16 protein-coding genes are annotated in these 21885 nt (G+C 45.0%); 3 read left to right on the top strand and 13 right to left on the bottom strand.

Going from position 1 to position 21885, the window contains the following annotated elements; all coding sequences use genetic code 11:
• Positions 1-82: 82 nt before the first annotated feature.
• A complete protein-coding gene (gene mgtE / locus AC4EHK_RS00475; protein WP_490976840.1) occupies positions 83-1441 on the top strand; it encodes a magnesium transporter in 1359 nt (452 codons plus the stop codon).
• Between the two features lie 76 nt (positions 1442-1517).
• Positions 1518-1931, top strand: coding sequence for a DUF4395 domain-containing protein (locus tag AC4EHK_RS00470; protein ID WP_490976839.1), 414 nt, complete (start codon positions 1518-1520; stop codon positions 1929-1931).
• Between the two features lie 48 nt (positions 1932-1979).
• Here AC4EHK_RS00470 and AC4EHK_RS00465 read toward each other — a convergent pair whose 3' ends face one another.
• The 12 genes from AC4EHK_RS00465 to mnmH all read right to left on the bottom strand — a co-directional run bounded on the left by AC4EHK_RS00465 (position 1980) and on the right by mnmH (position 19085).
• Positions 1980-3257 carry a glutamate-5-semialdehyde dehydrogenase gene (locus tag AC4EHK_RS00465; RefSeq protein ID WP_490976838.1) on the bottom strand — a complete coding sequence of 426 codons (1278 nt, stop codon included), beginning with the start codon at positions 3255-3257 and terminating at the stop codon, positions 1980-1982.
• A 28-nt stretch (positions 3258-3285) separates the two neighbouring features.
• Positions 3286-4056, bottom strand: coding sequence for a glutamate 5-kinase (gene proB, locus AC4EHK_RS00460; protein ID WP_490976837.1), 771 nt, complete (start codon positions 4054-4056; stop codon positions 3286-3288).
• 422 nt (positions 4057-4478) lie between these two features.
• Positions 4479-5726, bottom strand: a complete 1248-nt coding sequence (locus tag AC4EHK_RS00455) for a TerD family protein (protein ID WP_490976836.1) — start codon at positions 5724-5726, stop codon at positions 4479-4481.
• A gap of 126 nt (positions 5727-5852) precedes the next feature.
• Positions 5853-7289 (bottom strand): carbon starvation CstA family protein, encoded by a 1437-nt coding sequence (locus AC4EHK_RS00450; protein ID WP_490976835.1) that lies wholly within the window; start codon positions 7287-7289, stop codon positions 5853-5855.
• Positions 7290-7567: 278 nt separating this feature from the next.
• Positions 7568-8569 carry a hypothetical protein gene (locus AC4EHK_RS00445; protein WP_490976834.1) on the bottom strand — a complete coding sequence of 334 codons (1002 nt, stop codon included), beginning with the start codon at positions 8567-8569 and terminating at the stop codon, positions 7568-7570.
• Positions 8570-8793: 224 nt separating this feature from the next.
• Positions 8794-9438 (bottom strand): DUF4352 domain-containing protein, encoded by a 645-nt coding sequence (locus tag AC4EHK_RS00440; RefSeq protein WP_490976833.1) that lies wholly within the window; start codon positions 9436-9438, stop codon positions 8794-8796.
• A gap of 25 nt (positions 9439-9463) precedes the next feature.
• Entirely contained in the window at positions 9464-10897 is a 1434-nt protein-coding gene (locus AC4EHK_RS00435; protein ID WP_490976832.1) for an alkaline phosphatase, read from the bottom strand.
• A gap of 148 nt (positions 10898-11045) precedes the next feature.
• Positions 11046-12251: a multidrug effflux MFS transporter gene (locus AC4EHK_RS00430; RefSeq protein ID WP_490976831.1), complete on the bottom strand. Its 1206-nt coding sequence runs from the start codon at positions 12249-12251 to the stop codon at positions 11046-11048.
• 341 nt (positions 12252-12592) lie between these two features.
• The gene (locus tag AC4EHK_RS00425; protein WP_490976830.1) at positions 12593-13666 is read right to left on the bottom strand and encodes a branched-chain amino acid aminotransferase; all 1074 of its coding nucleotides are present in this window, start codon (positions 13664-13666) and stop codon (positions 12593-12595) included.
• Between the two features lie 146 nt (positions 13667-13812).
• Positions 13813-14427, bottom strand: a complete 615-nt coding sequence (locus tag AC4EHK_RS00420) for an NUDIX hydrolase (RefSeq protein ID WP_490976829.1) — start codon at positions 14425-14427, stop codon at positions 13813-13815.
• Between the two features lie 95 nt (positions 14428-14522).
• Positions 14523-17678, bottom strand: a complete 3156-nt coding sequence (locus tag AC4EHK_RS00415) for a DEAD/DEAH box helicase (protein WP_490976828.1) — start codon at positions 17676-17678, stop codon at positions 14523-14525.
• A gap of 348 nt (positions 17679-18026) precedes the next feature.
• Entirely contained in the window at positions 18027-19085 is a 1059-nt protein-coding gene (gene mnmH / locus AC4EHK_RS00410) for a tRNA 2-selenouridine(34) synthase MnmH (protein ID WP_490976827.1), read from the bottom strand.
• 475 nt (positions 19086-19560) lie between these two features.
• On the opposite strand from mnmH, the gene AC4EHK_RS00405 reads away from it, so the two are divergent.
• Positions 19561-20820 (top strand): YeeE/YedE family protein, encoded by a 1260-nt coding sequence (locus AC4EHK_RS00405; protein WP_490976826.1) that lies wholly within the window; start codon positions 19561-19563, stop codon positions 20818-20820.
• A gap of 85 nt (positions 20821-20905) precedes the next feature.
• On the opposite strand, the gene AC4EHK_RS00400 is transcribed toward AC4EHK_RS00405, so the two are convergent.
• A complete protein-coding gene (locus tag AC4EHK_RS00400; protein WP_490976825.1) occupies positions 20906-21787 on the bottom strand; it encodes a Cof-type HAD-IIB family hydrolase in 882 nt (293 codons plus the stop codon).
• Positions 21788-21885 lie beyond the last annotated feature (98 nt).

The following is a 21885-nucleotide window of genomic DNA, read 5'->3' as shown; positions in this document are numbered from 1 at the left end:
TTTAATCCTTTTCAAATAGTAGATTTAACGCAATAATCAACAATAGGATTCCTGTATTTCCTGTACAGAAGGAGTGAACCAAATGTCTATAGCATTACGTGAAGACGAAATTACACTGGCGTTGATCAAGTCCTTAAAAGAAGGCAAAGTAAATGAATTTCAGGACATCCTGGATGAACTCCAGCCATATGACATAGCCATACAGTACCGGCATCTGCCGGACAAACACCGCAATAAATTCTTGCTGTTTCTGACGATCCGCCAATTGACCGACCTGATGCAGGAACTTCCCAAAAATGAGCAGATCGATATTCTTCAAAAATTAGGGCTGGAAAAATCTTCACAGGTCCTTGACCGCATGGACAATGACGACCTGGCTTTGTTGTTGGCAGATTTGGAGCCCGAGCGAATCGAAGAGCTGCTGTCGCAGATCAACCAGGACGATTCCCGTTTTGTCCAGAACACCATGACGTATCCTCCTGAAACAGCCGGCCGCTTGATGAATAATCGGTATGTGTGGATACCGCGCCATTACACCATCCGGGAAGCCGTTGACAAAATTAAGCATTTTGCCGAATTGGCCGAATACCTCAACTACCTTTACGTGGTGGATGAAGATAAAAAATTGGTGGGCGTTGTTTCCTATAAGGATTTGATTCTTGGAAATCTCGATGACAAAATCGAGGAAGTTATGTACAATCGCGTTGTAAAAGCCGACGTGTTGACCGATCAAGAAGATGCAGCCCAATTGATCAGCCGCTATGACTTTGTTACGCTGCCGATTGTCGAAAAAGACAATACCCTTGTCGGTGTCATAACGGTCGATGACGTAATTGACGTAGTGATGCAGGAAGCAAACGAAGACATTGAAAAACTGTCCGCTTCGGGTAAATCAATCGATTTTAACACGCCTGCTTTAACAGCAGCTTATCGTCGCTTGCCTTGGCTGATTCTTTTGCTGTTCATCGGGCTGTTTTCGGGCGGGATCATCAGCCGTTTTGAAAACACCTTGCAGACAGTGGTCGCTTTGACCTTCTTTATGCCAATGATTGCCGGCATGACCGGAAACACAGGCACCCAATCATTGTCTGTCGTGGTCCGGGGACTGGCTTCACAGAAATTGGACGCCAAACAAACCATCAACCTCATCATTAGGGAGTTATGGGTCGGCATCATTATCGGCGCCATCTGTTCTGTTCTCATCTTACTGATTGCATACATATGGCAAGGAAATTTTGTGCTGGGCATTGTAGTTGGTGGTTCGTTGTTGATGACGTTGATTATCGGAACTTTAGCAGGCACCATTATCCCACTCATTCTTTACCGGTTAAATATTGATCCGGCTGTCGCATCCGGTCCGTTAATTACCACCATCAATGATATTTTATCGCTGTTAATATACTTTGGCATGGCCACTCTGTTTATTTCTCAGTTGATGTAATTCATGTTTTAAGCAATTATCTTTATTCCCAGTAAGTTACTCGGTATAATAGGTGGAAATCCTAGGAGGCGAGTTCATGACAATCCCAAAACCCCTTGTCCAAACCAATCAAGCGTTTATCGTCGTTACCGTATTAGCGGCGCTCTTGCTCCACCCAGCGATCTTGTTATTGCCGTTTGCTGTTGGAGCCTATACATTGATGACAAAGAAAAACCCTGTAATCCTATTCAGCCGCCGCTTTTTGAAAAAACCCATGGCAGAATATCAGCAGGAAGATAGGGAGCAACAATTGTTCAACCAATGGATTGCGACCATTTGTTTAGGCTTGTCACTCGTGTTCTTTGCACTCGGCATGCCGGTTCTTGCTTATGCTTTCAGCATCATGGTCATTATCGCAGCAGGAGTTGCGCTTATGGGTTATTGCATTGGCTGCACCATCCGCTATCGCTACATGATGTGGAAACACAACCGAACAAAAGCACAGGCATGAAAAAAGACCGGAAGCGACTGCTTCCGGTCTTTTTTTATGGAAAAATCGTTATTTTATTTGGCCGTTGCCGCGTACGATATACTTGGTTGACGTCAAGGCAGGCAAGCCCATGGGTCCGCGGGCGTGGAGCTTTTGTGTGCTGATGCCAATTTCGGCGCCAAAGCCGAATTCGAAGCCGTCCGTAAACCGAGTAGAGGCGTTATGATAAACTGCTGCTGCATCGATTTCCATAAAGAACTGATCGACGTTTTCAGAAGTGGATGAAATGATGGCTTCCGAATGCTTGGTTCCGTATGTGTTGATATGGTGAATGGCTTCATCCACACCTTCCACGGTTTTCAACGCCACTTCCAACCCCAAATATTCAGTTCCCCAATCTTCTTCCACTGCAGGTATTACATTAGGGGAGAGTTTCTGAACTTCTTTGTCGCCATGAATTTTCACTTGCTGCTCCTGTAAAGCTGCCAGCAACTGGGGTAGATGCTTTTCAGCCCAAGCTTCGTGGACCAAAATACTCTCACAGGAATTACAGACGGAAGGACGCTGCGTTTTGGCATTCAGCGAAATGGCAATTGCCATTTTCATATCTGCTGTTTCGTCGATGTAAATATGGCAGTTTCCTGCTCCCGTTTCCAATACCGGCACGGTAGAGTTTTGGACAACTGTCTGAATAAGTTTCGCTCCGCCGCGAGGAATCAGCACATCCAAGTATTGATTCAGCTTGAACATATGCGAGGCTGCTTCTCTGCTGGTATCTTCCAGTAATTGCACCGATTCAACCGGTAATTCGGTTTTTGCAAGCGCATCGCGAATAACAGCCACAATAGCTTTATTGGAATGGATTGCCGTTGAGCTGCCGCGCAGAACTACGGCATTGCCGGTTTTTAAGCATAGGCTGGATGCATCAACCGTGACATTAGGGCGTGCTTCATAAATCATGCCGACAACGCCTAAAGGAACACGGATTTTGGACATTGTCAGCCCATTTGGACGCTCCCATTTCTCCAACACTTCACCGACCGGATCGGCCAGCTTTGTCAATTGAATCAAGGCGTCCGCCATATCTTTTAAACGGGATTGGTCCAGTTGAAGGCGGTCCACTAAAGATTCACTCATGCCGTTTTGGCGTCCCGCTTCAACATCCTTGCTGTTTTCTTCTAAAATATAAGCTTGTTCTTCCAGTAAATGTGTAGAAATAGCACGCAAAGCATTATTTTTTTGCTTGGTTGTCGACTTAGCCAATACCGCCGAAGCCTGTTTCGCTTGGATCGCCTTTTGAAGAAGTTCACTTTTTTCGGTTTGCTGTTCTTGAAGAAGTTCCGTCATTCCTGATACCCCTTTCGATTTCCATTGTTCAAACACCCATTTTCGCTTTCACGCCGATATAGGTTCCATCGCCTTTGCCTTGAAAAATATCCACCAGTTTTTCGCTGCCTGTACCAGAACCGATAAATACTTGGACTCCCAGGGACAAAGCTGTCCGTGCTGCTTCAACTTTTGACTTCATGCCGCCTGTTCCTACAGTCGAGCCGTCTGAAGATGTAGCATCCACTAGTTCATCGGGGATCTCTTGAAGATGAAGGTATTTCTGCGCCTGTGGATTGGTTCTTGGGTTATCCTGATAGATGCCATTGATGTCTGTGAGGATGATTAGAAAATCGGCGAGGACAAGGCCACTGACCAGTGCCGACAGCATATCATTATCGCCAAACGTCAGCTCTTCTACTGACACCGAATCGTTTTCATTGATAATTGGGAGGACGTTTCGTTCCAATAGCTTGGAGATGGTCGCATTGGCATTTTTGTAAAGATCTTTTGTCAGCAGCAATTGTGCAGCAATGATGCTGTGTTTTTTGCATTCGTCTGCGTATGCTTGCAGCAATAAACTCTGGCCTACGGCGGCGGCTGACTGCTTATCAACCACTGTATCCGGACGCGATAAATAACCCATTCCTGTACACCCTGCCGCAACTGCTCCAGATGAAATCAAGATCACTTCGTGGCCATGTTCTTTTAAGCGAGCCAGTGCATCCACATGCTCACGCAGTTTTTCAATCGACAACTTGCCTTGCTCATCCGTCAACGAGCTGCTGCCTATTTTCACAACAATTCTTTTCTTCTCCACATGCAGTCACCACCCGATTTTGATAAATAAAAAACTTCTTCCATTTTATCCAAAAACGGAAGAACCTTGCCTCCATGAAATTATTTCCCTAGTTTTAACCGAATCCGTTTAATAGAGTTATTATGCACTGTTTTGTATTTTAAGTCAATTTAATAAAGTGTTTTTTCCTCTATAAAAGTATTTTATTCTATTCTATATACGATATAAGTGAATAATTATACGGAGTAGTGAAACTTTTAAATGTCTCTTTCTGTTTACTGAGCGTTTTCGAGGGAAGCCTGGAGAATAACGATTGAAATGATTTGATACTAGAAGAAAGTTTGAGTTTGGCGTTAAGCAACAAGAACTTTAGGTAAAAAATCTCTACAGATTCAGCCCAATAAAAAAGCATGGATTCAAAAATCCATGCTTTCATTCTGTGCTTATTTAGAACCCGCGCTCCAGGTCATTCCCCAGTTAAACGCTTTGTCCATTTCCCGGTGCCCGGAAAAATACTCGACTACTTTTTTAACACTCAAGGTTTGATTTTTTTCATTTTCAATTAAGGCAATGGCACATATCCGCTTGCCTTTGCGGTGATCATCCAGCCGAACCTCAACATCCGGTCCATTTTTTTGCTGCAGCGTCACAACTCCGTCCACTTCTGCCCAATTTGCGGCGCCTTCATAAATAAAGGCGTAAACCAGAATCCGCTTGAACTTCATGAGCTGGTCTCCGTTGATTCGAAGATTTTCCCCGCCTTTAGATGTACCCGTCCGGTCATCGTGGTCCAGCGCTACATACGGTAGTTGCTTTAAACTTCCGAAGGCATTGCCAAGCGCCTGGACAACGCCTTTGGAACCATCCTCCAGCTCAAATAGGCAGCCCAAATCCAAGTCTACCGAATTGCTGGCATTTAAAATGGATGACAAAAAGCCGCCGCCGGTTTTTTGTGTCCAGTTCAAATTGACAACGATCTCCCCTAATGGCGAATCGGTTTTGCTGAGGTTGATTTTATCCCCTGCTTTTTTCAGTTCCACTTTCTTCAAATTGACCGCCGCCGGCTTTGGACTGGCTGCTGCTTTCTTTTCAGGTGGAGGCGTTTTGGTGAAGACATCCGCCGGCAGCTCGAGATTAAATTGTTTGCACAACTCTTTGAGGTCTCCCGAAACACTTTGGCCAATGGCTGAAAACTTCCATTCTCCATTGTGCAGGTAAACTTCTCCTGCCAACAGCGTTAAATCAGCATTAAATTCTTTGCCTAAATCAAATCGGCAAAGTTCTTTTTTGGTTTGGCCGTCTTCAATTCTTACGTAAGCGTTTGAAACTTGTCCGAAGCTCTGCTTTTTAGCAGCGCCATCATATATTGTAATCGCAACGGCAACTTTTTTAATGCCGGTCGGAATTTTCTCCAAATCGATCGTCAGCTGTTCGTCATCTCCTGCACCCGCACCTGTACGATTGTCTTTTGTCAGCCTTACCGCTGTTCCGCCGCCAGTCAAATTGTTGTAAAAGACAAGGTTTTCTTTCCCGGAAACGTTTCCTTCTGCATCTACCAGCAACGCCACTGCATCTAAGTCAATTGATGAATCTGTCTGGCTGGTATCCCACCCTAAGCCAATCTTCAATTGCTGCAATCCTGGATGTGTTTTTGTTAAATCCACTTTTTGTCCTTTAACCAATACAACCATCTGTTTTCCTCCTTAAAAAAATTATTTATTTTAACTATACTGTAAAATTATCCTATTTCCACCTATTCTATTGCTTTTTCCAAAAGCAATCCCACTTGGTTTGACCAAGTGGGATTGTGAGTTTTATTAAAGTGGGCGATAATCTTCTTCCAGCTGCTTCAAGCTTCTGTATTTCAAAATTTGGGCGATATACCATAGCAATACAACCAAAGTGATGCAAGCTCCGATAATCGCAGAAAGCTGATAATCCATGTTTAAGCCTTCTGGTGCGTAGAAGATATACATAGATACCACGGCGGTCATGAAAATAGCAGGGACTCCAGCCACCCAATGGAATCTAAAGTTTTTCAATAGATAAACCGCAGCTGTCCACAGCATAAATGTTGCTACCAGCTGGTTGGTCCAGCCAACATATCTCCACAGGAACGTATAGTCGATCGTCGCCATGTAAAATGTTGGAATCGCCAGCGGAATGGTCACTAGCAGGATTTTCACTTTGCCATCCATATTAACAAATTTTGCAAGGATATCCGTCAAAATCATTCGAGAAGAACGAAGTGCCGTGTCGCCGGTTGTAATTGGCAGGATAATGACACCAAAGATAGCAAGCAATCCGCCCATCGTACCCAGCAAGGAAATTGAGATTTCATTGACAACACCTGATGGGCCTCCAGCAGCAAGTGCCGCTCCCAGTCCGTCCGTGCCATTAAAGAACGTCATGCCGGCTGCGGCCCAGATCAACGCAATGATGCCTTCAATGATCATAGCCCCGTAAAAAATCTTCCGTCCGTCTGTCTCTTTTTTCATCGTCCGTGCAATGATGGGACTTTGCGTACAGTGGAACCCTGAAATCGCGCCGCACGAAATGGTTACCATCAACAATGGCCAAATCGGCAAATCACCGGGGTGCAGGTTGGCAAACGTCAAGTTCGGCATTGGTTTTCCAGAGAACACCAACGCTACAGCCACTGCCACTGCCATGAACAATAAAATCGCGCCCAAAAGGGGATAAATGCGGCCAATCACTTTGTTGATCGGCAAAATCGTCGCCAGGATAAAATAGAAGAAAATAATAACTAAAGCTGTCATAAAGTTAAGCGGCGTAATTTGCGCAATCAATTGTGCAGGACCTGCGGTAAAAGCTGCGGTTACAAGCAGCATCAAAACCAGTGATAACCCGTTGATAAATACTTTTGCGTTCTTGCCCAGGTATTTTCCGACCAAGGTTGGGAACTGTGCGCCTCCGTGGCGCATGGACATAACCCCGGAAAAGTAATCGTGCACCCCGCCGGCAAAAATACAGCCTACGACGATCCAGACAAATGCAACGGGACCGTATAAAGCTCCAGCCACCGCACCGTATATCGGGCCAAGACCGGCGATGTTCAATAATTGAATCAGATTGCCTTTCCACCAGCTCATTGGCACAAAGTCCAATGTGTCTGTTTTGGAATAAGCCGGGGTCGGATTGCTGTCATCTACGCCGAATACCCGTTCAATGAATTTCGAATAAAATACATAACCTAAAATTAGCAATGCCAAGGCGGCGAAAAAAGTGATCATATGGCGGTTCCTCCTGATGTCGTGTTGTGAGCATAAATTATGATAACATGTTTCTTCAATATACAAACATAATATTTAGAAAAAACCAAATATACTGTAAAATAACTATATTAATCATTTATATTCTAGTTTTACTGATTTTTTGTACCCACTTAGGAATTTTTTCATATGTTTCAATAATATTTTTCATAAAAATTAGACAAAAACATTATACAAATTAGTTATTAATTTCAAAAACGCGCACAGGCAATATTTCTCCCATGCGCGTTCAGCCTTTTTCAAATTCTCGCTTTCCGAATGCCTTGGATGGCATCCACTACCGCAGAAATAATGACAATTGCTACGATGCTGCCAATCAGCCAATTAAGCGCTGAGAGACTGCCAAAGAGACCTTCAACGCTTTGGCGAAATGCTTGATTGATCAAGTTGGAGTTAGTAAAGATCAGCACAAACACCAGCACGGATGTGAGTTGAACAAAGGTGTTGAACAGCGCCAGTTTATTGGTCCATTGCACAGCCCGCCACTGATAGGCTGCTAACGTGATTTCGAGCACCACCACCAGAATAATCAAGGGCCAATAGGAAACCAGTACCGCCTGATTAAAGACGGGTGTCGTAAATTCCAATCCGCCTCTTTGACCTTCCTGGTAAATTCCGAGAAGCTTGCCCGCATTAAAATAAACGGTTGTCCAAATTGCGGTCCAAATCAGGCTGCCGAATATTTGGCTCTTTGGAATTTTTTTCTTTTTCGAGATATGCGGCCGCTCAGGCAACTCCTTTAAGTCATCCGGTGTCCATTCCTCAAAATTCAGTGCCAGCGGCCGTGTTGATTTTGAATGTTCAGCCCGCTCAACAACCGCCAAGACCAGCGTCAGCCAAAATACCGCTTGAATCACAGTGGTGATGATTCCCGAAATGACTCTTTCAATCAAATTTCCGATAATGGAGAATATCGGCTCTTCTCCAGCTCCTGATGCAATTGTGACAACCAGTACGACAATAGTTGTCACCGTGACGGCAATGGGAAGGACGAGCTTTAACAATTCGAGGTAAAGGTCATAATATCGCGGTCCTATTAAATGCATTGGTCTCTCCGCATACCGACTTGCCGTAACGGCAGGATGGCCCAAGTCTGAAAGAATATTTTTAGCATCTTGTTCTGAATAATCCTCCGGAAGCCTCTCGCCAATCGTTGACCGCAACGCTGCTTCAACTTGATCCCGCTTTTTTTCAGGAAGCCTCCTCATTACTTCCTTGATGTACAGTTCAATCAGCTTCAAGAAAACCATCCCCTTTCCACTTTTGTATAGGGCTTTTCCGCACCTGAATACGACCACATATTGTTTTCAAACTTCTTGTCCCTTGTTGCGTTTATCATACAACGTAATTTTCATTTTAAAAATATAAAAAGATGGATTTTTCTGAATTTTAGTTTTTTAAAATCACCTTTTTGCAACATAAAAACAGACTCATAAACATGAGCCTGCTGGATTTCAGCTTGTGATTATTCGAAGCTTCTATTGAATTCCAATGCCTCTGCTAATTTTTCGTCCTGGCCGTCATAGACATCGCTGGTGGTGATTGTTATCGAATCGAAGCTGCCGTCTTCAAGAATAAAACCGATATTGCCTCGCTTTGTTTCACCCGCGGCCAGTTCACCATTCAATTCCTCCAAGTAAATATCATCTTCCCAAATCTTCAGTTCCTCTGCATCTGTCTCCAATAAGGCTACTGGCGCAAAATGCAGCGGTTGATCGGATGTATTGGTGATTTCCACGAACATTTTCACGATTTCAAATTCCTGGTCATGTGTATAGGAGTGGAAAAAATCAATCAAGCTATAGTCTGGCTTGAACTGAAGAACTTTCGATTCTGCTATAGTCAGCTCCACTCCACCTATTTCATAGGTTTCTTTGTCCATGTTCACCGCTTTTGCTGTCGCTTCTCCTTTAGCATCCCGCTTGTGCTGCCCTGTTTCCTGCAGTACGCGATCATCTGTCACTTGCGGACTCGTAACATAGTCTTCGTAATACGCTGGAATCTCATTTTGCACAGCAGCAGCTGAAGCTGTCACAGTCGAATTGTCCTGTTCTGAACAGCCTCCGAGCAAGAGTGCGGAGAATGCCAATACATAAAGAGTTTTTTTCATGTCAGTTCCTCATTTCGCTGCTGTTTTACTTATCGTCTATTTCCACTTTTGCTTTCAGTAAATCAAAGATGATTTTTGCGTGGTCTGTATTATCAAGTTGCCCTGTGAACTGATTGCTTGCTGGACCATAAGCATAAACAGGCACATCTTCTCCCGTATGGCCGCCAGTTGTCCAGCCGGTATGCGAACGCTTATCGAAAATCTTTTCGATGGCATTATCGATTTCAGTATACTCGCCTTCTGCTGCTACTGTTTTCACAGCATCCACTTCTTCTGTGGTCAGGTCAAGGTCAATATACTCGCTCAAGGTTTCTTCCACGCCAGCGCCTTCAACGATTTGTTGAGCCATGAAGTCTGGTGTGCGTTTAGCCGCTTTAATCGGCTCGCCGAACCAGTTGTAGATGCCGTCTGCTCCAATGGAGAAGCCACCTGTTGAATGGTCAGCCGTTGCAACAACAAGCGTGTTGCCGTCTTCTTCAGCAAACTTAATCGCTGCCTGGAATGCTTTGTCGTAGTCTTCCATTTCGCTCATTGCAGCTACGATGTCGTTGTCATGTCCTGCCCAATCAACCTGGCTGCCTTCTACCATCAAAAAGAAACCTTCATCGTCTTCAGACAATCGATCGATGGCCGATTCTGTCATTTCGGCTAATGACGGTGTGCTGTCATCACGGTCAATCATTTTTGGAAGACCGGCTGGTGCAAACAATCCCAGCACTTGCTCGTCGTTATTGCTTAACAACTCATCCCGGTCTGTAATATAGCTGTACCCGTCTTCTTGGAACTCCTCCGTAAGGTTACGGTCCGTCCGGTCGAACAAATCGACTCCACCGCCCAAAAGAACATCAACTTTGTGCTCGCCATTAACCAATTCGTCGTAATAATCGTCTGCAATGGCATTCATGTTTTTCCGCGCAATGTCATGCGCACCGAATGATGCCGGTGTGGCATGCGTGATTTCAGAAGTTGCGACCAGTCCGGTTGCTTTGCCTTTTTCTTTCGCAGCTTCAAGAACCGTTTTTACTTCACTTTCGTCGTTATCTACAGCAATTGCGTTGTTATAGGTTTTAATGCCAGCAGACATTGCTGTGGCTGCTGAAGCTGAATCTGTGATGTTTTGTGCTGGATCTTCTGGATACGTCGACTGCTGTCCGACCAAATACGAATCAAAAGACATGTCTTCAACCATTTTCGTAGAAGCATCGTCTTTCAAGTAACGATGTGCGGATGTATAAGACGTCCCCACTCCATCACCAATTAAGAAAATAATGTTTTGCACTTCGTCTTTTTTGCTGCCTTTGTTTTTGCCTTTGCCTTGGCTGTGTTCAGGCGATTTCCCTTGGTTCTTGCCGGGCACTTGTGCATCAGCGGAAAGAGCAATAGAAGTGATGCCCGTCAGTGCCAATGCAGAAGCTACAGCAATCGGAAGTACCTTTAATCTCATTTTTTTGCGTATCATTTTTTTCCCTCCAGTCAATTGATGAACAAGCTCAGTATAGAATCCGATTGTTAAGCAATGACACGGGGTTTGTTTAGCTTTTGTAAACTGGTAAAAACAGGTATTTTTACGCAATACAAAAAGCCCAGAATAAATTCTGAGCTTTTAATTATTCAGCAGTTGATGCAGATGTATTTTTCACAAGGAATATATATGCCAGCAATGCAATAAAGCACATGATGAAAATGACCAAGCCCATTGGAACTGCCGTATTTTCTCCTGCAATCCCGACTAATGGCGCTGTCGCTGCCCCAAGAACAAACGGCAGCAAGCCAAGCAAGGCAGAGGCGCTTCCGGCTACATGGCCCTGGCTTTCCATTGCAAGAGTAAAGGCAGCTGTTCCCACCACGCCAATTGAAGTGATGAAAAAGAAAATCGGAATGACGACTGCCAATAGGGGCCCATCCAGCAAAACCACCGCCAATAATACGGCTCCGGCTGTTGTGGCAGTATAAAGAGCCGTTTCCAAAAATCGTTTTTCAGACCAGACGTGAGAAAAACGGCCAACAGCATAACTGCCGATAATCAGTCCAATGCCGTTCATGCCGAACAAAAGGCTGAAAGTCTGCGGCGATACGCCATACACATTTTGATAAATGAAAGGTGTACCCGATACATAAGCGAATACCCCACCGATCAGAAACCCTTGCGCTAATGCATAACCTGTAAACTGTCGATTTTTTAAGATTCCTGCAAAATTGGTGAATGTTGCTTTCAAATTGCTTGGTACGCGTTTTTCAAGCGGCAAGGTTTCTTTTAGGCGGAAAGCTGAAACCAGCAGCAGGATAATTCCAAGAACCGTCAGCACAAGGAAAATCCCTCTCCAATCTGCAAACAACAACACCCCGCTGCCAACAGAAGGCGCCAGCAACGGCACGAGGTTATGGACAACCATCAACAAAGCGAACAACCTGGTTAATTCGGCTCCGTTGCTGACATCCCGTACGATTGCCCGGGAAATAACCAGGCCGCCGGATGCCGCAAACCCTTGAACAAAACGCAGAAGAACAAATATGTAAATATTCGGGGCAAAGATACAGGCGACTGATGCCAAGATGTAAGCCACGAGGGAAATTAAGAGCGGCTTTCTTCTTCCTTGCACATCGCTAAGTGCGCCAGTGATCAGCTGGCCAAATGCGAGTCCAAGCAAACAAGCAGTTAAACTCAATTGGACAGATGTTGCATTTGTTTCATAGACATCCACTAGAATTGGAAAAGCAGGCAAATACATATCGATCGTAAATGGGATTAAAGAAGTCAGTGCACCCATCAGCAAAATAAATTGGACGCGTTTTAAACCGGTCGAGCTTTTCAATGCTTTACACCCTCTTTTCTTTTATAAAAACTATATAAGTTAAAAAAATCTATGTAGATCATCAATCTAATTCGGTTTGCGAAATATCCACCGGATAACAATACCCATTAACCATAATTAATGCAACCCATATAGCTCATTCCAGAAGTAATTTTTTCTCTCCGTAAAATTTCTGTTTCCTCCCATTATTTAATACCTCCCTCTTTCTTTCCATATGTTCTCCTTTACCCTCATTTTTAAACTTCAAATTTAATAGCATAGCTAAAAACCCATGGCTATCAGCTTATCTGGAAAGATAAGCCGATAGCCATGGGCTAAAAAATTAATTGGTCGCTGTGGATTTATTTTACCTCTACGGTCCAGCCGAGTGTATCCTCGAGTTTTCCTGTTTGGATGCCCGTGATTGTATCGTATAGCTTTTGCGACAATTCACCAATTTCGTGGTTGTTGATGATCATTTTTTTGCCTTGCCAGTTGAGCTCTCCGACTGGTGAAATGACAGCGGCTGTACCGGTGCCAAACACTTCCTCTACTTGGCCCGCTTCATATGCTTCGTACAGTTCATCAATAGAAACACGCTTTTCGGTTACGGTGACTCCCCACGTGCCAAGCAACTCGATAATGGACATACGGGTAATGCCTTTTAAGATGCTGCCGTTTAGCTCAGGCGTTACCACTTCTCCATTGATTTTGAAGAAAATGTTCATGCTGCCGACTTCTTCAATGTATTTCTTCTCAACGCCATCCAGCCACAACACATCCGCATTGCCTTCTTTCTTGGCATTGGCTTGCGCCTGGTAGCCTGATGAGTAGTTGCCTGCGGTTTTTGCCATACCGGTTCCGCCTTTTACAGCACGGGTAAATTTATCTTCTACATGAATGACTACCGGCTGAAGGCCGCCCGGGAAATAAGAGCCTACCGGTGACAAGATGACCATGTATTTATAGGTTTGAGACGGTCCAACTGCAAGGTTGGCATCTGTTGAAATGATATAAGGACGGATATATAGGGAAGTTCCCGGTGTTTTCGGCACCCATTCTTTCTCCAGCTTGATTAGTTGCGTCAAATGCTCTAAAGCCTGCTCTTTATCGATTGGTGGAATGCTAAGGCGCTCGCTTGACAGGTTCAAACGCTCAAAGTTCTTTTCCGGACGGAATAATAAGATGCGTCCATCCTCTGTATGATAGGCTTTCATTCCCTCAAAAACCGTTTGGCCGTAGTGAAAAATCATCGCTGCAGGATCTAAGGTAATGGGGCCGTATGGAACAATTTTCGGATCGTACCAGCCTTTTTCGGTATGGTATTCCAGGATGTACATATGATCTGTAAATGTCGTCCCGAATGGCACTTGGTCTTTCGCCGGCTTTTCTTTTTTGCTGTTGTTTTCAATAACTTCAAGCTGATACGTCGTCATCGTCAGGACTCCTTTTTGTAAAAATAATTTTAATTATCAGTAATATGAATAATTATACACGTTCTTGCAGTCCTTTTAAAGCTTCTCTTGCTCTAATTCCGAAATTGCGATAAAAGACCCGTTCTTTACCAAAACAAAAAGACCATTCAGCGAATGATCTCAATAAAATGTGCGAGGATTTTGGCAGTCAGACCCCAAATAACTTTATCTTCGTATATATAAAAATGTTCATCCACTTGACGCGTTCGCCAATTGTAATTTTCTCCTCCAGCAATCAAATCATAAGGAAAGCTTTCCTCCGGCTGGATATCAAAATTGATGCGGTAGACTTTTGGCTCATTTTCTAAGAAAAAAGATAATGGCACGGTAAAGATGCTGTCGACTTCTGGTGGATTTGGAACAAACTCAGCCTCCCGGTCAATAACGCCCGCAAAGGTATAGACGATCATGCCAAAAGGCGAAACAATATAGTCCAATGGAAAAATATCCGAAATTTCGGCTTTGCTTATCCCCAATTCTTCGATTGTTTCCCGGACTGCGGTGTCTTCTTCTGTCTGGTCCTCGTAGTCAATCCTTCCACCGGGAAAACAGATTTCACCGGGCTGGTTTCTTAAGTCGTAAGAGCGAATTTCAAAAAGGACATGAACTTCTCCGTCTTTTTCAATAAGAGGCAATAGGATTGCATATTTTGAAAAATCTTTGTTTCCCAATACATCGGGAATTCGGTTTTTTACTTTTTCCAGCATGCTTTTCGGATCCATCTCAACACCTCATCTCTTTCACTCATTTTACCAAACCCAGCGCAATAATTCCTTTTCGAAAGAGGCAGCTATCGTCGTGCGGCTGAGCCCACCTGCTACATCGTCAAAATTTCCCGTATATCATCAGCGGTCATTGCTTTCAGCGGCTCTTCACCCGACTGGATCACATCGTCAATCAAATTTTTCTTTTTCATCTGGAGTTCATTGATTTTTTCTTCAATGGTGCCTTTGGCAACGAGACGAATCACTTGGACTTCTTTTTTCTGCCCCATGCGATGGGCACGGTCAGCAGCCTGCTGTTCGACCGCTGGATTCCACCAAAGATCATACAAAATCACAGTATCAGCTCCCGTTAAATTCAGGCCGGTCCCGCCAGCTTTCAAGGAAATCAAAAACAAATTTCCTTGCCCTTCATTGAAACGGTGGCACATGTCTACCCGCTCTATCGGTTGTGTCTGGCCATCCAGGTAAAAATAAGGCACGCCTTCTCTTGCCAATTGATGGCCAATAATTCCAAGCATTTGCGTAAATTGTGAAAACACCAGCACGCGACGGCCGGACAGACGGCATTCCTCCACAAGCTCCATTAACTGATCAAACTTGGCAGATCCGCCATCGTAGCCTTCGACAAACAATGCGGGATGGCAGCACAATTGGCGCAGCCTGGTCAAACCCGCCAAAATCCGGATGCGGTTTTTCTGGAAGCTGTCTTTATTCAAATGCTTCAGCGCATCCTGCTTTAGTTCGGCCAAATATGCCGCATATAATTTTTTCTGCTCTTTCTGCAGCTCTGAAAAATGCATCGTCTCCACTTTATTCGGCAGCTCGGTCAACACGTCTGCCTTGATACGGCGCAGGATAAACGGTCGTACGCGCTTCTTGATGCTGTCGCTTCTCATTTCACTGAACAGCCGGCGATTCGGCAACAGCTCTGGAAACACCACATTGAAAATGGACCATAATTCATCCAGCGAGTTTTCAATTGGCGTGCCAGTTAGTGCGAATCGGTGATCTGCCTGAATATCCCTGACTGCTTTAGCTGTTTGCGTCACCGGGTTTTTAAAAGCCTGCGCCTCGTCCAGAAACAAACTGTGGAAGCTTTGGTTTCGGTACAGCACCTGATCCATGCGAAGCGACGGATAGGAAGTGATAACCACATCCAAACCTTTTGTTTTTTGGATGGATGAGGCTCGCTGCGTTTTACTGCCATCAATAACTCCGGCTTTGATGCTTGGCGCAAATTTCGTCAATTCATTCAGCCAGTTGTAGACGAGCGATGAAGGGGCGACCACCAGCACTGGCTGCTGCTGTTTGCGAATTTCCGGCAGCACTGAAACGATAAAAGCAATACTTTGTAAGGTTTTGCCGAGCCCCATGTCGTCAGCCAAAATGCCACCGAATTTGTACCGGGCCAGCAGTTTGAGCCATCGGAATCCGGCTTCCTGGTAATCGCGCAATACCCCATTCAAACTTTCCGGTATATCCGCAGCCAGTTCGTTTGGTTGACTCAAGTTTTGCAGCAAGTGAGCAAAACTGGCACCTGGATCGAGCAGCTGCCCGTCATCCAATGAAGCGGCTAAATGCAACCCATGGATCAGCGGTACGCGAATTTCCTCTCGCCCAAAATTAGCTGCGGTGACATCCAATTCACGCAAAAAATCGTTTAGCTCCATGAATTCAGCAGTTTCCAAAGACATTAACGTACCGTTAGGGATTCGATAATAGGGACGCTTTTCTTCCAAGGCTTTCAAAATCTTTTTGATTTCTGCTTCCGGCACGTCTCCAAGATCAAAGCGGAACTCCAGCCAATCGGTGCGCTCGCTAATTTCAACTTTTACTTTAGGACCGCCATAGTTTTTTTGAACACGCAGCTTAACGGCTGTCGTCGCGTAAATCTGCATTAGCTCTTCCAGCACCGGAATCATATGGTACAGAAAATGGTATTCCGCTTCTTCATCTTGCATATAAAATCCACCATCGGTTTGTGTAAACACGCTGTCTTTCATGAGCTGGAGAATTTCCTGTTCCTGCTGGCGCTGGCGGCGAATTCCGGGATAATGGCGGAATTCATCTTCTGGTTCTTCACAAGGGTTGATGACCAAATGCCCATAATGGAACTCCACCCCGGCCAGCAGCCGATGTTTAATACGGTCAAGATACAGCTTAGCGCGAAGAGGCGTCTCCACCAGCCGTTCTGCTACTGCATCGGCAATGTGCACTTTTCCTACCCGTTCCAATCCAGGCACAACCGTGGCCATGAAATGATCCATGTCTTCTGCCGGAATGAGCAGCTGGTCAATCGAACCGGGCAGTAATTCTTTCAGTTCCGCCAAACGCCGGGCATCTTCTTCAGCCAAATAGACCAAGGCGCCCTCTGCAATCGCCATGTCATATGCTTTTAAAATTAGAACTTCTTCTAATCCTTCCACATCCAGCCGAAACCCACCGGAACGGCTTTGATCAAAATGAAAAGACAGCGGCAGTTCTTTTTCAATGCGGATACCTTCTGTAATCCGTCCTGCGCCGACAAGTTTGACCATAGGCGCAGCCTGCAATAAAGGCAGCAGCCGCTCCCAGTCCGAAGCCGCCAAGACCAACAGGCTGGCTTGTTGCCTCTCACCAGTTCCGGCAGTTCGAGTTTTCGCCAAGTAAGAAAGGACCTGTTCACTTTCTTCTTGCAGGCGATGATCTTGCGGCGAATAGTGGAATCCTGGAGATTCCGTATACGCTTCCTCCGTCTTTACCGCCGCCAGAAAATCCCCAACATTCTCTATGGGTTCAAGTTTCTGTATCCCCGCAGCTAGCCTTAAGCCGAACACATAACCCGCTTCCACCAGCAAGACCGGCAAAAGACTAAATTCCACTTGAAGCACTTGCCGCTTGTCAAAATATTGCCGTCTGCCTTTTGTTCCTGCAGTTTGCCGGGCAAACAAATCCAGCATTTTTGCCGTGGGATTTTCACGCTGCTGCATGTCATCAATCGCCAGCAAAACACCGGCAATATGATGGCAATAAGTTTTCACGAAACCGACCGGCGGACAGCTGCAAGAAGCCAAAGTTTCTCCATCGGATTCCTGCTTGACACTGACATGAAATTCATTGCGGCCTGTGACAATGCCTTTCATAAAGCGATCATCATGGGAATCTGGAATCAGTTGAATTTTGCCTGCCTGAATAAAAGCACGACCTTTTTTATAAGCAGCCTGTCCGCATAGTTTTTTTATTTTTGCTTCATTAAGTGAGAAATTCATAAGGCCAGTTCCCTCCTGAGATGCCTGATTTCTGAAGACAGTCCGACAATTCTTTCCGTTCTTTCATTATCTCTGACTGCGTAGCGCGAATCAACTTTGCTCGAGACAAAAGAAAATCCCTTCAACACGAGGTCGAGGAGATTTTCTTTTGGAGTAAAATTTGATTGTGCAACAAATTAACTACCTTTATTGCACGCTTGCTGATTCTGACTACAAAATAAGTAAGGAGTATGCTTTGAAAACAAATACTTCGCTTCCTTATCAAGCTGTAATGATACATATAGCAAGAAAAGAGCGAAAAGCGCCTACATACACCTTTTGAAGAGTTGAAAAATAGATACTTCTGGTTCAACCCGTATTGCCCGCAGGAGACTTCTCAATGTCCGGAATATGGCTCTTGATCGCTTCAATGGCTTCTTCCAGGTTTTGGACCCGCAGCACCTTTTTCTGTGTATCCGGGTATTGAAGGTTGGTGTGCTTGTAGCGGGAATCGTAATAATACTCCAGCAGCAAGCGGACAGCAGAATCAAATTCGCCGGATTCCAGATCCGATTCGATTTGTTTTGAAATATCTTGCGGCATCCGTGTTTTGATTCGTTGAAAAGCAGCGACGCATTCCGCCTGGTATTCCACAGGGCGATAGTCCGCGATGATTTCTTTGATTCGTTCTTCCATCGGCATTTCGATAATGAACTGAACGCTATTGGCTTTCAGTTCGGTCACCCAATTTGGGATTACCACTTTGCCGATTCGCGAACTTTCCGCCTCGAACAGCACGAACGGCGACTTTTCGAGTTCCCGGAATTGCTGGACAAACAACGAGTCAAATTTTTTCTGGTTGTTCGGTTCGACGCCAATGTGGCCAAAAATAGAGCCTTTGTGATTGGCCAAACCTTCCAAGTCGATAACAGGGTAGCCTTGTTTTTCCAGTGCTTTTAAAATTCTTGTTTTTCCTGTTCCAGTTAAACCGTTCAATACATACGCTTTAAACGGCGCTTCCGGCTGCTCCAGTTGATTGATGACCCATCTTCGGTATTCACGGATCCCGCCTTCCAGCCGGCTGACATGAACGTCCATTAAGGACAGCAATGTGGCTGTAGTTCGGCTGCGCATTCCGCCCCGCCAGCAAAACACCGTTTTATTGCCTGCAATTTGTTTAAACTGCTGAACAAATGCCGGCAGTTTGGCGGAAATGATTTCAAGGCCACGTGCTTTAGCCGCCTCGACACTTACTTGTTTGTAGAGCGTGCCGATCTCTGCACGTTCTGCATCATCGAAAAACGGGATGTTGACGCTATTCGGAATTGAAAAATTTTGAAATTCAGAGGGCGATCTGACATCGATCAGCACCATTTTCTTTTCTTCACTTAAAGGAATCAATTCTTTTACTGTGATATCATTGAACATCCAATTTCCTCCAAACACGCACTTGTTTTAACTATTTTTTAAGTATACACCCATCCCAAGAGCTTTTCGTTTTTAAGTGCTTATCTATAAGAAGAGCTTACTCCCACTTTTCCGTTTTACCAGCCAAAATTATTTCTATATATCTTGTGCTGCTGATTTTCGCCTGCCGATTTTCTCCATGCTTTTTTAGGAGCATAGTAAAAAACTAAACTCGCTTTCAATCCACTCCTTCTCTTAGTGCGAGGCGAAGCAAGAAGACAGGCTGCCCTTGCCTAGTTTTTGCAGAAGCCCTGCCCAAAGAGGCCAAAGAAATGAATAAAAGCTGTTTTCTTTAATACAACATAATATAGTATTTAGTTTTCCTCCAAAACACCTGCAAACCAGGATTCCGAAACAATTTCTTTTGACACCGGGCAGCTCAAGCATTATGATAACGGAGTATTCCCGACTAACTCACTAAGAAAAGGATGATTTCATGACTTCTATTACCAAAGTTCAACCGGTCAACGATGCACAAGAGCCCGTTGCACGAAAAGATACAGCTTTAAACAGTCCGCAAGTTCCATTAATTGTCGGCGGATTGGTCGTTGCAGCCTTATTGATGGTTTATTTGTTGGCTACTCAGCACATTTCCCAGCCAATTCTGCTCATTATCGGGCTATCACTCGGTTACACATTATTTCACGCACGCTTCGGCTTTACTTCAGCATTTCGGCGCTTGGCATCTGTCGGAAACGGACAGGCAATGCGGTCGCATATGCTGATGCTGGCAGTTGCTGTAACCTTGTTTGCGCCAATTTTGGCATACGGTTACTCGTTCTTCGGAACTGAAGTTGCCGGCTATGTTTCGCCGGTCGGCGTCAGCCTGATTGTTGGTGCCTTTATCTTCGGTATCGGCATGCAGCTAGGCGGCGGCTGTGCTTCCGGTACATTGTACGCAATTGGCGGCGGACGTACCGTAATGTTTGTTACGTTGATATTCTTCATCATCGGAACAACAATCGGCGCTTACCATTTGCCATTTTGGACAGAAGACCTTCCAGCATTCGAACCCATTTCATTGGCAACGTCTACTGGACTTGGCTATGGCGGTGCCTGGCTTGTGTCGATTATCATTTTCGGTTTGATTGCGCTGATCAGCATTGTGATTGAGAAAAAAAGACGCGCACCAAAAATGGCGCCTGTTCCTTCGGCATCTGGATGGAGACGGATTTTCCGCGGTTCATGGCCGTTGTTCGCAGCTGCAATTGTGTTGGCTGGTTTAAATGCATTAACATTGATGGTCCGCGGAACACCTTGGGGCATCACGTCGGCCTTTGCTCTTTGGGGATCGAAAATCGCTGAATTTTTTGGCGCTGACGTAGCAAGCTGGGGATATTGGCAAGGTGCCAATGCAGCGATGCTTGAGTCTTCAATCTTTGCCGATTCCACCACAATTTTGAACTTTGGGGTTATCATCGGGGCGTTTGTTGCTTCAGCTGCAGGCGGCTTGTTCAAATTCACGAAAGTACGAGTTGGCAATTTCTTCGCTTCGGTTATTGGCGGCCTGTTGATGGGCTATGGTGCCCGCCTGGCGTTTGGCTGCAATATCGGCGCTTACTTTGGCGGCATTGCTTCGTTCAGCTTGCACGGCTATATTTGGGGCATCTTGGCATTGGCCGGTACGTTTGTTGCCTTGTACTTGCGTCCACTGTTCGGATTGTCAGTACCAAAATCCAACGATTCCGTTTGCTGACAATGAAACACCGATCCAAATCAAATCCCCCAGAACGCTCACCTTTAGGGTGGCCGTTTTGGGGGATTTTTTGGAGCTATTCACTTTATGCTTTTGGTGCTTTTGCTTCCAAAGGAGCCAATACCTTGGTTTTCAAGTAATGGTAGACGCCGTTTTCGTCGCAGCTGAACTCCGTTACTTCATCCACTAATTCCTGTATGTGGCCTGCTGCATTTTTCATCGCTACAGCGTGGCTGACGTATTCAAACATCTTCACATCGTTATCGCTGTCTCCGATGGCCAGTGTTTCACAACCCGTTAACCCGAAGCGCTCCAACATTTGGGCAATGCCGGATGCTTTGTTGACGCCTGCGACCATTACTTCCGCGTTATGCGGAGAAGAAGGAGTCATTGTAAATTCCATATGTTCCTGCAGCATTTCCAATTCGATTTTCCAGTCGTTGATGTCATCGCGGGTTCTTGAGAAAAAGTAAAACTTGGAAAAATGAGAGCCTGTAATTTCATCGGTCCACTCAATTTCTTCTTGGATCGCTTTTTGGCGGGAAATCCATTCGTTGGTCTGTACGGAATCGGGTTTTGGGTCCCGAACTGCCGCTTCCACAAACTCTTTGTCTTGGTTCAGCACCAACCGTGCCTCTCTGTGCGGGAAAAGCTCGTAATACATTTCACGTTCACGCGCCTTCTCCAGAACCGTTTCCACCAAATCCATCGGCAGTGCATGTTCGAATACAACTTCTTCGCCAATGTAGCCGGCCATGCCATTTGCTGTTATAAAACCATCTACCGCAAATCCTTCTGGCAACATTTCTACCAATTCATCAGCCGATCTTCCTGTTGCGATAAAAACGAATACGCCAGCACTTCGAAGTTCATCTATGATTTCTTTCGTATCCATGCTCACTTCGTTTGTATGGTTTAAAATTGTTCCGTCCATATCCAAAAAGACGGCTTTAGGGTTAATTGCCACTCCATTACCTCCTGCTAGTAATACAATCGATTTAGCCTCAGTATACGCCTTGCTTTTTTTAAACTCAATGAATGTGCAACAACTGTTATTTAGGAAGC

It is taken from the genome of Planococcus sp. TJ-307, assembly GCF_058268435.1.
Note: the sequence above shows the minus strand (reverse complement) of the source record. Positions and strands in the feature narration are given on the sequence as shown.